The sequence below is a fragment of the Marinomonas rhizomae genome, from assembly GCF_024397855.1.
Taxonomy (GTDB): Bacteria; Pseudomonadota; Gammaproteobacteria; order Pseudomonadales; family Marinomonadaceae; genus Marinomonas; species Marinomonas rhizomae_A.
In genome coordinates, this window is the sequence record NZ_CP073343.1 from 1,764,800 (window position 1) to 1,781,032 (window position 16,233).

Sequence of the window (16,233 nt, forward strand, 5' to 3'; positions counted from 1 at the left end):
ACCAAAATTTCTCAAGCCTTGCATCTCTCGACAGAGTTTTCTAAATGGAGATACTTGCGAATCAGACCAAGATGCCAAATATTAACCACCCCGCGTATTTCCTGCTTAGATTCATCGAAAGCGTTCTGTCATTACACGGTCACATTTTTGCGAAGCGGTGAGATTAAAGAAAAGAGTGATACTTCTATAGATGAACAGTAATCTAAAGTCCTAAATTTCTTGTCACAGTGCTTTTTTTTAATTAGCTTGGAGCGCTATGAAAATGTGGGCCGTGGGGAGCGACTTACTGAAGTGATTAGTTTGCTAGCGGATAAATCAAAACAAACGCACACTCAGTGTGCAAAAAAACATCAGAAAGAACAGTATGGTGCAAAAATGACAAAGGTTACAAAAAGTGTAGAGAAAGTAAAATTAACCCGAGAGGAGATTCAAAAAAATATCCTTCAGGCGGCTATTTATGAATTTAGTCGACATGGTTTTATTGGTACTTCAACTCAGTCTATTGCTGAACGGGCTGGCCTTAGAAAGTCTCAATTACACTATTACATTGTAGATAAAGAAGACCTTTATAATCAGGTGCTTAGTAAGCTTTTTAGAGCTTGGGGACGACTTTCTGAGCTGAAGAGCGACAGTCAAACACCCGCAGAAATATTAAAACATTACATCTATGTGAAATTACAGTTTGCTTTAAAATATCCTGATTTATCAAGGGTATTTACGATGGAAATTTTATCTGGTGGTGAACGTTTAGCGCCATTTTGGCCAAGCGCCTTACATAACACTAAATTGAATGCTGAAGTAATTAATAATTGGGTGCAGCAAGGAAAAATACGATCTTTGGATGGCCGTTTATTGATGATGAATATTTGGGCATTAACACAGTATTACGCAGATTACAGAATCCAAGCAGAGCTAGTCATGTCGGCGTCTTTGGATGAATCTGATCTTCAAGACTGTTTAGTAAATGAAGTGACGACCCTTATTTTAAAGGGGTGTGGGCTTTAATTATTAATACGATTAAGCGTTTTTAGTACCCCTTCTTTTTTCATTTCCTATAAGGTTACTTATGCAATGATTCATTAAGAATAATGAATATTGGCATACTAAATGCAAAGTTAGACCGATTGGACAAACCGGTTGGTTGATTATGAGATTAGATGAAAGAATAAAAGTTAGAGTAAGTTGCCGTGAGTATTTAACAAAGGATATTGTTCTTTATAAGCTTGAGCCTTTAGAAGGTTTAAGTTTGCCTTCATTTTCTGCAGGCTCACACATTGAAGTGCACATCTCCGCACAATTTACACGCGCTTATTCACTCTGCAGTGATCCAACTTTTGCTTCGACTCATTACTGTATTGCGGTCAAGATTGAAGACACTGGCCGTGGTGGCTCTAAGTCAATGCATAATTCTGTGTTCGTGGGGACAGAACTTAGCATTAGTCCGCCAAAAAACTTTTTCCCATTGGCCGCTAGAGCCTCTCATCATTTATTAATAGCTGGTGGAATTGGCTTAACGCCTATGTTGTCGATGGCGTACAGCTTGCACGCTAAAGGTGAACCATTCACCTTGGTTGTCTGTGCTAGCTGCAGCGAAAAATTGCCATTCTTCGACATCTTGAATAACTCTCCTTGGCCTATCCATTACTTCTTAAATGGTCGTGAGTCTATTGATTTCACCACCATTTTGTCCTCACTGCCCGATGATCCACATATATATTGTTGTGGGCCTGAGGGGCTGATGTCCATGGCCAAAAAGAACTGTGAAGTGTTGGCGCGAGCACATTGGCATGAGGAGAGGTTCGCAGCAGAGACCGGAGAAATAAAAAGTAATCAGTTTGAGTTGTATCTGAGTGAAAGCGATCAGCGTGTTGTTGTTGAAGAAAACATGACCATGATGAGCGCGCTGCGAAATGTTGGCATCCATGTTGAAAGTGTTTGTGAACAGGGAATCTGTGGAAGCTGTCTGGTGCGATGGCGTGATGGTAATCCTATTCACCGTGATGAATGTCTGGAGCCTGACGAGCGAGATGAATACGTCGCTTTGTGTTGTGCTGGATGCAACTCCTCTAGTCTTACTTTGGAGCTTTGATTATGGCACTGACAAAGAATCAATACCTTACTTATGCAAGACTGCCAAAGTGGCTTTTACCTTCAGGCTGGCCAATGGAGGGAATGGCACCTGCTTTGGCGACTATTCACATATTTGAGGGAAAGGTTCATAGCGTAGTCCCTTCTGTGCAAGATGATTCTGGAACGAATTTGTCTGGGGGTCTCGTTTTACCTGGTTTGGTTGAAGCCCACGCACATTTAGATAAAACCTTTACCGTACATCGTTTAGGTGAGTTGCAGCCGGGCTTGTTAAATGCCATTCAGGCAATGAAATCGGATCAAAAGAATTGGACGTATGAAGATTTATTTAATCGAGCAGAACAAGCTTTAGAGCAAGCTTATCGAAATGGTGTCGTATTTTTACGTACTCATGTGGATTGGGTGTCTGAACATACACCATTGGCATGGGAAGTATTCGGAGATTTAGCGAAAAAATGGCAGTCTCGTGTTCGTCTTCAAAGAGTGGCGCTTATTCCTCTTGGCTTGTTGGAAAATAAGGCATGGAGTCGGCAGATAGCTAACACCATTCGATTGTCTGATGACAGTCAAATGGGGGGCTTCATTCATAGTAGTAATTTTACTTACATTGGGTTAAAAAATTTAATTGAGGCGGTTTCCAACGAGAACTTGATTCTAGATCTTCATATTGATGAAGAACTCATTGATGAACCTCAAGGTTTACCCGCGTTATTAGACATTTTGGATGGGCAGAGCTTTCATTCCAGAATCGTTTGTGGGCATGTCTGCGCCTTAAGCTGTGCAGACGAATCCATTGCATTGAGATTATTGGATCGAGTAGCAAAACACCCTATCACTTTAGTCACTCTTCCTGCGACAAATCTACTACTTCAAGACGCGAATACTGGAAGAACACCCCGAAATAGAGGCCTAACGCTTGTTAATGAAGCGATGCAGCGAAACATTCCCACCATGGTCGCCACTGATAATGTTCAGGACGCTTTTTGTCATTTAGGCGAATACGACCCAGTCAAAGCCCTTCAGCTTGGAGTGTACAGCGGACATTTACAACATGCTTTTGATGTGTGGTCTCAATCGATTTGTCGATTTGATTGGTTGAACAGTGCGACAGATAAAAATTTTAGTCTGGTAGGTAAAGAGGCTAATTTCGTCATTTTTGATACTAAGAACGTCTCAAGTTGGCCCAGTAATGTTACGCGATTAGTGATGCGAAAAGGTCAGTTCATAACTAATACATCCATTTTTCATAGTCGTTTTGATACCCATTTCAATGATCAAGATAAAGAGGTTAATGATGAAAGATAAAGCAGAATCAGCCGGTGGTGCGCCATTGGCAAAATATGCAGCCAGTAAGCGAGTAGGGGACTTTGTGTTTCTTTCCGGTGTGATTGCAGTAGATCCAAAAGCACAAGTTATTGTGAATGGATTTGATGACATTCCAGCTGAAGCGGCTGACTTGATTGGTCGTACAGGTGAGTTTTCTACGGATTTCAAACAGGGGCCGATTTTGGCACAAAGCTGGTATGTGCTCAATGCGATTAACGAGCACATGATCCGTGAAGGAGGAAGCATCAAGGATGTATTTAAATTGGTTCAGTATTTTAAAAATCTAGATCATTTTCCTTATTACAGCCAAGTTCGTAAACACTTTTTTTTGGATGAATTACCCATTTCTACCGTTGTTGAAGTGAGTGGCATGTTGCCAAGCAAAGAGATGTTGATCGAAGTAGAAGCTACGGCTTATTTACCCATTTAAAGAACGAAAGCTATATAGCAGGTTAATAAACAGAGGTGTCTTATGTTACACGGATTTACTCCAAAAGAGCGTTTTTTACCCTATTTGAGTTGGGTTGATATAGACGCACTAGAAGACAAAGAAAATATTGTGATTGTTTTGCCAGTAGGGGCTATTGAGCAGCACGGGCCGCATCTTCCATGTTCTGTTGATGCCACTGTTGCTGCTGGGGTGGCCGGAAAAGCGCTATCACTTTTACCTAACAGCATCCCTGCTTACGGTATACCTCCCATTATCTATGGTAAGTCAGATGAGCATATTCATTTCCCTGGGACAATAACCTTGAATGGAGAGACGCTTCTGCACATGGTGCAAGAAATAGGAGAGTCTGTTTATCGTGCAGGGTTTAGAAAATTACTCATGGTCAATGCGCATGGCGGTCAGCCTCAACCTTTGGAAATGGCCGCTCGGGAGCTGCGCTTGCGTCATGGTGATTATATGGTGATTGCCCGTTCTGCATGGAGTGTGGCCCATGATAGTAGTTTCTTTTCAGATAAAGAGAAGCAGCTGTCTATGCACGCAGGGCACGGTGAGACTGCCATCATGATGGCATTGGATCCAGACTCAGTGAAGATGGAAAGAGCCGAAGCAAGTTATCCGCCCCCATTCCCGTGTCCGACGTTAACCACTGGAAGACCTGCTGCGGCATGGGCTAGTTATGATTTTGGCCCTACTGGCGTGATTGGTGATCCTACTAAGGCGACTTTGGAGCAGGGCCAACAATTGTTAGCGCAATTAGGAGAGCAGTGGGCGCAGGCAATCACTGAAATCTATCAAGCAGATTGGATTAAGCGCCAAGAAGTTTCTTGGGGCCGAGGCCATTATCAAGGTCATATTGAGAGTCGAAAGTAAGATCATTTTTTATTGTGTTATCAAGCATGAAATCAGGAGAGAACCATGAGTTTATATGAGATAAGTAAGAAATCTGTTTCTAATGTACTTTCTGTTGCCGCGCTAGTATCTACCTCTATCTGCACGACAAATGTGATGGCAGCGCCGACGAAGTTTACCTTTATAACCAATTGGTATGCTCAAGCTGAACATGGTGGATATTATCAGGCTCTTGCTGAGGGATTTTATAAAGAGGCAGGCCTTGATATGACGATTCGTATGGGTGGTCCGCAAGTCAATAACCTACAACTGCTTGCAGCCGGTAAAGCCCAGTGTGCGATTGTTGATGATATTGGCGTGATGATGGCTCAGAAAAGAGGCATTCCGGTAAAAATGGTCGCGACAAGCTTCCAGTTTGATCCAACGGTTGTTATCACCCACAGTGATATTGATACATTAGAAGATCTGAAAGGGCACACTGTACTTATTGCTAGCAGTTCACAATCGAGCTGGTGGCCATGGGCAAAGAAAAAATATGGCTTCACTGACGCTATGACCCGCCCTTATACCTTTAATATTCAGCCATTTATGCTTGATAAAACCGTTGCCCAACAAGGTTATATGACCTCTGAACCTTATGCCATGCAAGAAGCAGGGGCAGACTTTAAAAGCTTCCTGATTGGTAAAGAAGGTTACCCACCTTATGGAAATTCGATTGCTTGTCGGACTGAGGTTATTGAGCAGCACCCAGAAGAAATAAAAGCTTTGATTTACGCTTCTATGCAGGGATGGAAATCGTATTTGGCTTCTCCAGCTAAAGGTAATGAGTTAATCATAAAAGATAACCCTAATATGACAGAAGACCGAATTGCATACGCGGTGAACTTATTAAATAGCTCTGGAATCGTAACGGGTGGCGATGCTCAAACCAAAGGGATTGGATATATCAGCGACAGCCGGATGAAAAAAACCTGGGATATGGCGGTTGAAAATAATCTGTTTAGTGCTTCAGAAGTAACACTTTCAGACGTTTATACCACTGAATTTGTTGATGCAGTGAGAGTGATGCCATGAGTATAAATGCAGCCATCAGAGCATTTGATCATTCAGAGCAAATGCTTGAGGAGCATCCACAAAATCATGGCGCCGCTCCCGCCATTGAATTGTTATCTACCGATAAAGTTTATAACAATGGAACTAGAGCTTTATTGCCAGTGGATTTGAAAATCAAACAAGGGGAGTTTGTCACCTTATTGGGGCCTTCTGGGTGTGGAAAAAGTACCTTGCTAAAAATGGTGGCAGGTCTTGAAGAACCGAGTGATGGTCGACTTTTGTTATGGCGAAAACCTATCAATCAGCTGGCTAATAATGGCCGTACTTTGTCTTTTGTTTTTCAGGAAGCCTCTTTGATGGCTTGGCATAGCGTACGAAAGAATGTTCGTCTTGCTCTTGAGTTAGAAGGGGTTAAAGGTAAAGAGGCGGATGAGCGGGTTGAAAAAGTACTTAAGCTGGTTGGATTAGAAAAATTTTCTGAAGCGTTACCGAAGGAGCTTTCTGGAGGTATGCAAATGAGGGTTTCTATTGCAAGGGGTCTGGTTATTAAACCAGATCTCTTGTTAATGGATGAGCCTTTTGGTGCTTTGGATGAAATTACCCGTTATAAATTGGACAGTGATTTGTTGGACCTTTGGCAACAGAATGGCTTGACCGTTATTTTTGTCACACATTCTATCCATGAAGCCGTTTTTTTATCTCAGCGTGTCATTGTGATGGCAGCCAGACCAGGACGAGTCGTTGCAGATATAAAAATCGAAGAGCCTTTTCCTCGCAAAGCAGAATTTCGTATGCAGCCGCGCTTCACGGAATACGCCATGCAATTACATGATTGCTTGGTGAGCGCTTCAGCGGAGGATGAGCTATGAATAATACTATAGAGCCAAATCCAAAACGCCCTTGGTTGTCTCATCCGAGAATTCGTAAGGTTATTGTGCCTGCGGCAATTGCCGTGATTTTGTTACTACTATGGCAAGCTGTGGTGACCGCTGGAAAAGTCCCAGAATATATTTTTCCGTCCCCTTTGGTCACTCTTAATACTTTGTATGAGGATTGGGGGTTATTAGGGCCATCCTTGTTGTTTACTTTGAAAATTACTTTACTGTCGTTTTTGATGGCGACGGTGGTTGGTTGTGTTATTGCATTTTTATTTGTTCAAAGTCGAGCGATAGAAACGGCCTTTTTCCCCTATGCGGTTTTGTTGCAGGTCACTCCAATTGTTGCTATAGCGCCATTAATCATTATTTGGATCGACAGCACAGTATTAGCCTTGGTTGTTTGTTCAACATTGGTGGCTTTATTCCCCATTATCTCTAATACCACTTTGGGTTTGAGGAGTGTCTCACCAAATCTACTGGCGTATTTTAAATTACGTCAAGCGAGTCGATTACAGGTCCTCTGGCGGCTGCGTATTCCTTCTGCATTACCGTATTTTTTTGCTGCATTAAAAATTGCCAGTGGATTGTCTTTGGTAGGGGCTGTGGTTGCTGAATTCGTGGCTGGAACAGGAGGAAGTAACACAGGATTGGCTTATCAAATATTACAATCCGGTTATCAGCTAAATATCCCTCGTATGTTTGCGGCCTTGATTTTGATTTCGTTAACTGGGGTCGTGTTGTTTATGGCTATGTCTATTTTGTCTAAGCTGGCAATAGGACATTGGCATGAAAGTGAAAACTAACCTCTCAGTTTGAAACGACGTCTTGTTTGATTTTACTATGATTAATGTGAGTTTTTCCAATGACTACAATTGAAAGTACCCAAGAATTACAACGTACACTACCGGAGCTGAATTGGCTGACATCGCCTATTCATATTAAGCGACTATCAAAAGACTTTTACTGGTTTAGCCCGCTTTTGAAAGCGCAATTAGCCGACAAAAAGGCCGATTTAGTTGTACGTCCTCGCAGTGAAGAAGAATTGACACAACTTATTTGTGAAACCGTTCGTTTAAATATCCCAGTTACTGTTCGTGGTGGTGGAACGGGTAACTATGGTCAATCCGTACCTTTAAATGGCGGTGTCATTATTGATATGACAGATTTTAATCAGCTCAACTGGATAAAAGACGGTGTTGCAAGTGTTCGACCTGGTATGAAGCTTGGCAGCCTAGAAGAATCCGCTCGAGAATCTGGCTGGGAGCTACGCTGTATGCCATCGACGTATAAAATGGCGACGGTGGGTGGCTTATTTTCAGGCGGCTTCGGTGGCATTGGATCTATTAATTATGGACCCGTTTCGGCTTCAGGAAATGTGCTCGGTGCACGTGTAATGACACTAGAAAACCCACCTAGAATCATAGCGCTGCGAGGGTATGAAACCCTTAATTTCCATCATACATACGGCACTAATGGTATTCTGGTTGAGTTAGAGGTAGCGCTTGCGCCTGCGAGACAGTGGGACGAATATATGCTGGCTTTTGCGGATTTAAGCCATGCTGTTAACTTTGCTAAATCAATGACCAACAGTGTTGCCATTGATAAACGAAATATCGCTGTGTTTGATGCTCAAAGTGCCGCGCATTTTTCCGAAGCCAGTGAAAATTTGAAAGCTGGCGAGCATTTGGTCATTGCCATAGTTTCGTCAAATTCAAAAGAGCCCATGTTAGAGTTGTTGGAAGAAAAACATGGCCGTGTTGCCTGGTGTCAGACTGCCGCGGATATGCAACAAAACCAACATACTTTGATGGAATATTGTTGGAATCATTCAACCTTGCATGCTCTTAAAAAAGACGATTCTTTAACGTATTTGCAAGCGAATTACCAAGCAGACAAACTGCTAGAGCAATTGGCTGGTATTCGAGAGCAAGTGGGCGATGAGGTCGGTGTTCATTTGGAGTTTATTCGAAGCGCGGACTCTTCGCTTTTTGTAACAGGTTTGCCACTTGTCCATTATTCATCTTCAGAACGACTAATGGAGCTGATTTCTATTCATCAAAGTTTAGGAATAAAAATCAATAATCCACATGTTTATACTCTGGAAGATGGTAAGCATGGTGGCTGCTTAAGTGACGAAATTTTAACGAGCAAAAAGCAAAACGACCCTCACTCGTTATTGAACGTGGGGAAAGTTCGCAGCTTGTGTTAAATGAAACAAAAAGCATTTAAGATTACAAAACTGTTTTATCACATCATAAGGATAAGGTCTGATGAGTCATTTAAGAACAATCAAAATCGTGTTAGTCGGCTGTGTTGCTCTGTTCGCAGGCTTGGTGGCTTTTAATAACGTTGTGGATTATGGGTCTAACTTTGCGTTTGTTCAGCATGTTTTAACCATGGATACGACGTTTGAATGGAATGAACTTAAATATCGAGCTGTCAACGAGCCTGCTCTGCATCATGGATTCTACTGGTTAATTATCTTGGTTGAAGCTTTAGTCGGTCTTTTTTGTGCATTAGGCGCATGGCAGATGTGGCAAAAGAGAAAACTGGATAAAAAGCAATTTAATGCCGCAAAAACATTGGCAAATTTTGGTTTAGCTCTTGGGGTGTTGCTTTGGTTTACTGGGTTTATGACCATTGGTGCTGAATGGTTCTTAATGTGGCAGTCGCAGATTTGGAACGGTCAAGCTTCTGCATTTCGCTTTATTGTTGTGTTATTTTTAGTGCTTATTTTTATTAATCAAGTTGAAGAATAGTCTGCATAAACGCTTAACTTATAAATAAAATGCTTATATGTTTTATCGAAGCCCTTTGGATGGATGTTCAAAGGGCTTTTTTTGTAAAAACGCTAAACCGAAACAAAAAAAGATAATACCGTTCGATAAACCATCGATTTACATTCGTCTAACTCCATTAGGAGATCGTTCACTTCATAAAAATAATAAGGAATGAAAAGATGAAAAAAATCGTTTCTATGAGTTTGTTGGCAACCCTCTGTGCGGCAACGTCTCTTCCTGCTTTAGCAGACGGCGAAAAGATTGGTTTGTTAATGTCTGACTTACGTCTAGAGCGCTGGCAGAAAGACCGAGACTTATTTACCTCAGCGGCGGAAGCCATGGGGGCAAAAGTCTATACCCAATCTGCAAACGGTGATGTCACCACTCAAATATCCCAAATCGAAAACATGATTTCTCGAGGTGTTGATGTGCTGGTTATCGTGCCTGAAAACGGTGAAGTGTTAGGCAATGTGTTGGCCGAAGCCAAAGCGGAAGGCATCAAAGTCTTGGCTTATGACCGATTAATCAAATTTGCAGATATCGATTTGTATGTATCTTTTGACAACATTCGTGTTGGTGAAATGCAAGCCGAAGCCTTGTTGAAGCGTAAACCAACAGGCAATTATTTCCTAATGGGCGGATCGCCTACCGATAACAATGCGAAGATGTTCCGTCAGGGGCAAATGAACGTTCTTCAACCAGCCATTGATTCTAAAAAAATTAAAGTGGTGGGTGACCAATGGGCTATGGGCTGGTCTGCAGAAGCGGCATTGAACATCATGGAAAACGGCCTAACGGCGAACGCCAATAAAATCGATGCGGTGGTTGCTTCCAATGACTCGACGGCGGGTGGCGCAGTACAAGCGCTAGCGGCTCAAGGCTTGAGTGGTAAAGTGGTTATTTCTGGTCAAGATGCAGACCTTGCCGCAATGCGTCGTATTGTCGCGGGCACCCAAACCATGACGGTGTACAAACCGATTTCTAAACTGGCGACAACCAGTGCGGAAATGGCCGTAAAATTGGCCCGTGGTGAAAGTATCAAGGTGAATGGCTCTGTTAACAACGGCAAAAAAGATGTCGATGCCGTGTTGTTAACGCCTATTTCGGTCAATAAAGATAACCTAGACTCCACCGTTATTGCCGATGGTTATCACTCACGTAGCTCTGTTTACAACCCTTAGTTCATTCCTATAAACAGCACCTGAAAAAGGGTGCTGTTTGCTTTTCTGGTTTAAAAAAAGATGTAGAAAGAGGCGTAAACATGAAGCAACCCTTATTGGACATGCGTGGGATTGTAAAAAGTTTCTCCGGTGTCCGTGCATTAAATGGCGTCAGCATTCAGCTTGAACCTGGTGAAGCCTTATCCATTTGTGGCGAGAATGGCTCAGGCAAATCAACCTTGATGAAGGTGCTGAGCGGCGTTTGGCCATTTGGTTCTTACGAAGGTGAAATTTACTTTGAAGGGAGTCTTGTTAAAGCATCCAGCATTCGAGATACCGAAGCGCTAGGGATCGTCATTATTCACCAAGAATTGGCGCTTGTTAAAGAAATGACTGTCTTAGAAAATATCTTTCTGGGTAATGAGCTTGGTTCGTTTGCGAGGCTGAATGACGAAGAAATGCACCGTCGTACGTCGGAATTGTTGGCGCGAGTCAAATTGGATATTTTACCGGATACGCCAATCCGAGAGCTTGGTGTGGGCCAGCAGCAATTGGTCGAAATCGCCAAAGCGTTAAACAAAAACGTGAAGCTATTGATATTAGACGAACCGACATCTTCTCTGACCACCACAGAAATCGAAATCCTATTGAATATCGTCAGCGAGCTGAAACAGCAGGGCATCGCTTGCATTTACATTTCCCATAAATTGGAAGAAGTATTGGCTTTATCCAATTGGGTCACGGTTATTCGTGATGGTGACCATATAGACACCCGACCTGTCGATAATCTAACGCAAAACGACATTATCAGCATGATGGTTGGGCGCGAACTGGATGAGCTTTTCCCACGTGAAGAGCACGATATTGGTGACGTCGTATTGAAGGTAAATCATGCGACAGCGAAGCAAGCCGGTGCCTCGCGAGCACAGGTAGACGATGTTAGTTTCGAATTGCGTCAGGGCGAAATTCTAGGTATCGCCGGTTTGATTGGGTCAGGTCGAACGGAGCTGATGCAATGTTTGTACGGGTCTTACGACGGACATTACGAAGCGAACATTGAATTGCATGATAAATCTTTAACAATTCGTTCTCAGCGCACAGCGCTGGAAGCGGGCATTGCTATGGTGCCGGAAGACCGAAAACGCCACGGTATTGTGCCTATTATGAGTGTTGGACGGAACATTACCTTGTCGGTTTTGAAGCAATACTCTTCTTGGTTTGGCGCAGTGAATGAAGATAAAGAAAGCCAAGATATTGACCGTTATATTGCCCAGCTGAAAGTAAAAACCGCGTCTTCTGAATTGTCTATTAAAAATCTGAGTGGTGGTAATCAACAAAAAGCCATCATCGCCAAATGTTTATTAACGCATCCAAAGATCTTGATACTAGACGAACCGACTCGTGGCATTGATGTGGGCGCGAAATACGAAATTTATAAGCTGATGTTCGCGCTCGTCAAGCAGGGAATGTCGATCATCATGGTGTCGTCTGAATTATCCGAAGTGATTGGTATCAGTGACCGAGTCTTGGTGATGCACGAAGGACGCTTGAAAGGGCAATTTGACCATCAAGGTTTGACCCAAGAAATGATTATGAATTGCGCGATCAAAGAAGGTGTAGCAAATGTTTAAAACAATTAAAACCAGTCAATTACAACTGTTTGCGATGTTAGCGGCGATGCTGCTGATTGTCGTCTTCTTTTCTATCGCGACCGATGGAGCGTTTATTTCGCCACGGAATATTTCGAACTTGATTCGTCAAACAGCCATTGTGGGCGTGCTTGCTATTGGCATGGTGTTTGTCATCATCAGCGCCGAAATCGATTTGTCGGTTGGTTCTATGATGGGCTTGTTGGGCGGGATTGCGGCGATTCTGGATGTTTGGTTTCACTTTCCTATTATGCTCACCGTTTTAATCACGGTCGCTTCGGGTTTGGTGTTGGGCTTGTTTAACGGCTGGTGGGTTGCCTATCAAAAAGTGCCGTCTTTTATTGTCACCTTGGCAGGCATGCTGGCGTTTCGTGGCATTTTGGTTGGGTTAACCGACGGGGCAACGGTTGCGCCTACGTCTAGTTCTCTGGCGATTGTTGGGCAAAGTTACATTCCGTCTGGTTGGGGGATCAGCGTTGTGTCCTTGTTGTGCCTTGGTTTGGTGGCAAAAGTTTATGCTCGACGTAAAGCAAGACAAAAGCACGGAGTGGAAAACCAGTCGGCTAAGTTTGAATACGCCAAAGCAACGATTGCTGTTGCCGTGTTGATGGGCTTGTTGTTTATCTTGGAAAGTTATCGCGGTATTCCAACGCCAATCTTGATCATGGGCGGGCTGATTCTAATCGCCACCTATGTAGCAAAACGAACATCGTTTGGTCGTCGAATTTACGCTATCGGTGGCAACATCGAAGCGACTCGCATGTCAGGTGTTAATGTTGAACGTACCAAAATGTTGGTGTTTGGTTTCAATGGCATGATGGTCGCGGTGGCTGCGCTAATACTTACATCTCGACTGGGTGCTGGCTCTCCTGCGGCGGGAAATATGGCTGAACTGGATGCCATCGCAGCCTGTGTTATTGGCGGCGCCAGTTTGGCTGGCGGTGTTGGTGCGGTATTTGGTGCCATTATGGGCGCACTGATTATGGCGAGCTTGGACAATGGCATGAGCATGTTGGATGTGCCTACGTTTTGGCAACTAATCGTTAAAGGCATGATTTTGTTGCTTGCCGTTTGGCTGGACGTGAAAACCAAAAAATCGCAGTAAACAGCATTTCATCAAGTCGAATTTATTTATAGGTATTGTATGTATATCGGTATAGATCTCGGAACGTCTGGCGTTAAAGTAATTCTCATGGATGAAAACGGACGCGTTGCGGCAAGCTGTTCGTCGCCTCTTTCTGTGTCGCGTCCTTTTGACCTTTGGTCGGAGCAAAACCCAGAAGACTGGTGGCAAGCAACTGACTTAGCAATGTTGCAGCTTGCTTCAGAGCATAATCTGCAAGGCGTGAAAGCCATAGGTTTATCTGGGCAAATGCATGGTGCGACCTTGCTTGGTAAGCAGGGTGAAGTATTGCGTCCGGCTATCCTTTGGAATGATGGCCGCTCCCACGAAGAATGCTTGTCATTGCAACGACGCTGTCCAGAAGTACAAGCTATTACGGGGAACCTAGTTATGCCAGGTTTTACCGCGCCTAAGTTACTTTGGGTGAAGCAACATGAGCCAGAGGTATTTGCACAAATCGACAAGGTGCTGTTACCAAAAGACTACCTGCGCTTTCGCATGACAGGGGATTTCGCAACCGATGTGTCAGACGCCTCAGGAACGCTTTGGTTGAACATGGAGCAACGCGCTTGGAGCGAGACCATGTTGCAAGCAACAGGCTTAAACGAACAGCAAATGCCAAAGGTATATGAAGGCTCAGAAATCACCGGCACGATCGACGAGGTGTTGGCAAAACGTTGGTCTTTGCCAGTTATACCAGTGGTCGCGGGCGGTGGTGATAACGCCGCTGGCGCAGTCGGCATGGGCATTATTTCATCTACACAAACTATGCTATCACTTGGCACCTCAGGGGTGATTTTTGCGGTAAGTGATGGCTTTACAGCGAACCCTTCTGCTGCCTTGCACAGTTTTGGTCATGCGGTTCCGAATACTTGGCACACTATGTCGGTGATGTTGAGTTCCGCGAGTTGCATTGATTGGGTCACGAAATTGGCACAATTTAGCAGTGTGGAGCTGGCTTTATTGGCGGCCGAGAATCGTATGGATCACGATAGTAAGCTTACTTTTTTGCCTTATCTAAGCGGAGAAAGAACACCGCATAACGATGCCAATGCAAAAGGTGTTTTTTGGGGGATGACCCACGAAACGACGCCAGCGGATTTGGTTCATGCTGTGCTTGAAGGAGTGAGCTTTGCCTTGCTGGATGGATTGGATGCGGTGCGCTCGGCACAAAGTATCAGCGAAGGAATAGACGTGATTGGTGGCGGAGCCAAAAGTACCTATTGGTTACAAATGTTAGCTGATGTCTTTAATGTGCCAATGGATTACCGTGCAGGTGGTGAAGTTGGGCCTGCTTTGGGGGCGGCTCGATTAGCCGCTATTGGCGATCAAGGCCAAGGCGCGCTAAACGAAATTTGTACCAAGCCAGCGCTCATTAAACGTTATTTGCCTAATCAAGAAAATAGCGCTTGGTATACAGAGAAACGCAGGCGCTTTCAGGAGTTATACCAAAGAGTAAAAGGCTTGTAATAAGCAAGAGCGGTGCAGCAATACGCCGCTCTTATTGCCAACTTTCTTTCATTACGATTTCTGTTATTTCCCTTCTGATTTTTATCATTACCTAGAACCTGCAATATCAACAAGAGTATGATCAAGTAATAATAAAAATTAGAGATGCTGTTGTATGTTTGAAAAACGTTATCGACTTAATTTAGTCTTCAATGCGAATAAGGTTTACGATCGTCAAGTGATTGAAGGGATTGGTGAATATTTACAAGCGGCTCAGTGTGACTGGGATGTGTATTTTGAAGACGATTTTCGCTTTCGCCTTGATGACCTGAAACACTGGAAAGGCGATGGCATCATTGCTGATTTTGATAATCCTGAAGTCGAAGAAATCTTAAAAGACAGCAAGATTCCTACCGTAGCGGTTGGTGGTTCATATCTTCACAAAAAAGATTATCCACGTTTACCTTATGTGGCAACAGACAATGCTGCACTAGTGCGTTGTGCCTATCAACACTTGAAGCGCAAAGGTTTACCTGAGTTTGCGTTTTATGGGATGCCAAGTACGATTTACAGTCGTTGGGCCAGTGAGCGAGAGCATGCTTTTGTTGAGCAAGTTCGCTCTGATGGATTTGAACCTCATGTTCATCAAGGTTTCTGTACCTCTGCAGATGTGTGGGAAACTGCTCAGCATGAGCTAGAGACTTGGCTTAATGAACTTCCTAAGCCGATTGGTATTGTTGCCGTCACCGACTCCAGAGCACGCCATTTATTACAAGTCTGTGATCATTTGAATATCTTGGTGCCAGAGCAAGTCGCCATTGTAGGGATTGATAATGAGAACATGGCAAGGTACTTAAACCGCACCGCTTTGTCTTCTGTTGAGCAGGGCAGCAAGCAAATGGGTTATGAAGCGGCAAAAATGTTGCATCGTATGTTGCAAGGTTATTCTGCAGAGAACTCGCTGGTGGTGGTCGACCCTACAGGTGTAGCAGAAAGACAATCGTCTGATTATCGCGCCTTGCATGATCCTTATGTGATTCAAGCCATGCATTTTATTCGTCATAATGCCTGTCGAGGTGTGAAAGTGGCGCAAGTTGTCGATTACATTGGTATATCAAGAACCAACCTAGAAACTCGCTTTATCGACGAAATTGGCTGCTCAATGCACGAACAACTGCACATGACCAAGTTTTATCGAGCCTGTGAATTGATCACTTCAACAGATTTACCGTTCGATGAAATCGCCCGAACCTGTGGCTATCCCTCAGTGCAATACATGTACACGGTTTCGCGAAAAAACTTGGGTATGACGCCGGGGGAATATCGAGTTTCATCGCGGATGAGTAAAGACTCATAAGAGCTATTTTTCAAAAAATAGTGCCCAGTAAGATAGGTAAATCAAACATTATAAAAAACTCTTGATGCAT

At 43.6% G+C, this 16,233-nt stretch carries 15 protein-coding genes; all 15 read left to right on the plus strand.

The window, feature by feature from the left end; translation table 11 throughout:
- Positions 1 to 300: 300 nt before the first annotated feature.
- The 15 genes from KDW99_RS08190 to KDW99_RS08260 all read left to right on the plus strand — a co-directional run bounded on the left by KDW99_RS08190 (position 301) and on the right by KDW99_RS08260 (position 16,163).
- Positions 301 to 1,005 carry a TetR family transcriptional regulator C-terminal domain-containing protein gene (locus KDW99_RS08190; RefSeq protein WP_255828806.1) on the plus strand — a complete coding sequence of 235 codons (705 nt, stop codon included), beginning with the start codon at positions 301 to 303 and terminating at the stop codon, positions 1,003 to 1,005.
- Positions 1,006 to 1,147: 142 nt separating this feature from the next.
- Positions 1,148 to 2,089 (plus strand): PDR/VanB family oxidoreductase, encoded by a 942-nt coding sequence (locus tag KDW99_RS08195; RefSeq protein ID WP_255828807.1) that lies wholly within the window; start codon positions 1,148 to 1,150, stop codon positions 2,087 to 2,089.
- 2 nt (positions 2,090 to 2,091) lie between these two features.
- Positions 2,092 to 3,393 (plus strand): amidohydrolase family protein, encoded by a 1,302-nt coding sequence (locus KDW99_RS08200; RefSeq protein WP_255828808.1) that lies wholly within the window; start codon positions 2,092 to 2,094, stop codon positions 3,391 to 3,393.
- Positions 3,383 to 3,844, plus strand: a complete 462-nt coding sequence (locus tag KDW99_RS08205) for a RidA family protein (protein WP_255828809.1) — start codon at positions 3,383 to 3,385, stop codon at positions 3,842 to 3,844. The genes KDW99_RS08200 and KDW99_RS08205 overlap by 11 nt, the downstream gene beginning before the upstream one ends.
- 42 nt (positions 3,845 to 3,886) lie before the next feature.
- Positions 3,887 to 4,735 carry a creatininase family protein gene (locus KDW99_RS08210; protein ID WP_255828810.1) on the plus strand — a complete coding sequence of 283 codons (849 nt, stop codon included), beginning with the start codon at positions 3,887 to 3,889 and terminating at the stop codon, positions 4,733 to 4,735.
- 45 nt (positions 4,736 to 4,780) lie between these two features.
- Entirely contained in the window at positions 4,781 to 5,788 is a 1,008-nt protein-coding gene (locus KDW99_RS08215; protein ID WP_255828811.1) for an ABC transporter substrate-binding protein, read from the plus strand.
- A complete protein-coding gene (locus KDW99_RS08220; RefSeq protein ID WP_255828812.1) occupies positions 5,785 to 6,636 on the plus strand; it encodes an ABC transporter ATP-binding protein in 852 nt (283 codons plus the stop codon). Before KDW99_RS08215 ends, KDW99_RS08220 begins: the two co-directional genes overlap by 4 nt.
- Positions 6,633 to 7,448, plus strand: a complete 816-nt coding sequence (locus tag KDW99_RS08225; RefSeq protein ID WP_255828813.1) for an ABC transporter permease — start codon at positions 6,633 to 6,635, stop codon at positions 7,446 to 7,448. Before KDW99_RS08220 ends, KDW99_RS08225 begins: the two co-directional genes overlap by 4 nt.
- 59 nt (positions 7,449 to 7,507) lie before the next feature.
- Complete coding sequence (locus KDW99_RS08230; protein WP_255828814.1) at positions 7,508 to 8,854, plus strand: FAD-binding oxidoreductase; 1,347 nt, start codon at positions 7,508 to 7,510, stop codon at positions 8,852 to 8,854.
- Positions 8,855 to 8,915: 61 nt separating this feature from the next.
- A complete protein-coding gene (locus KDW99_RS08235; RefSeq protein ID WP_255828815.1) occupies positions 8,916 to 9,404 on the plus strand; it encodes a DUF2165 family protein in 489 nt (162 codons plus the stop codon).
- Positions 9,405 to 9,604: 200 nt separating this feature from the next.
- Positions 9,605 to 10,606, plus strand: coding sequence for a D-xylose ABC transporter substrate-binding protein (gene xylF / locus KDW99_RS08240; RefSeq protein ID WP_255828816.1), 1,002 nt, complete (start codon positions 9,605 to 9,607; stop codon positions 10,604 to 10,606).
- A gap of 80 nt (positions 10,607 to 10,686) precedes the next feature.
- Entirely contained in the window at positions 10,687 to 12,216 is a 1,530-nt protein-coding gene (locus tag KDW99_RS08245) for a xylose ABC transporter ATP-binding protein (protein ID WP_255828817.1), read from the plus strand.
- Positions 12,209 to 13,339, plus strand: coding sequence for a sugar ABC transporter permease (locus KDW99_RS08250; RefSeq protein ID WP_255828818.1), 1,131 nt, complete (start codon positions 12,209 to 12,211; stop codon positions 13,337 to 13,339). The genes KDW99_RS08245 and KDW99_RS08250 overlap by 8 nt, the downstream gene beginning before the upstream one ends.
- A 39-nt stretch (positions 13,340 to 13,378) precedes the next feature.
- Positions 13,379 to 14,827, plus strand: a complete 1,449-nt coding sequence (gene xylB, locus KDW99_RS08255) for a xylulokinase (protein WP_255828819.1) — start codon at positions 13,379 to 13,381, stop codon at positions 14,825 to 14,827.
- Positions 14,828 to 14,981: 154 nt separating this feature from the next.
- Positions 14,982 to 16,163 (plus strand): XylR family transcriptional regulator, encoded by a 1,182-nt coding sequence (locus tag KDW99_RS08260; RefSeq protein WP_255828820.1) that lies wholly within the window; start codon positions 14,982 to 14,984, stop codon positions 16,161 to 16,163.
- Positions 16,164 to 16,233: the final 70 nt, after the last annotated feature.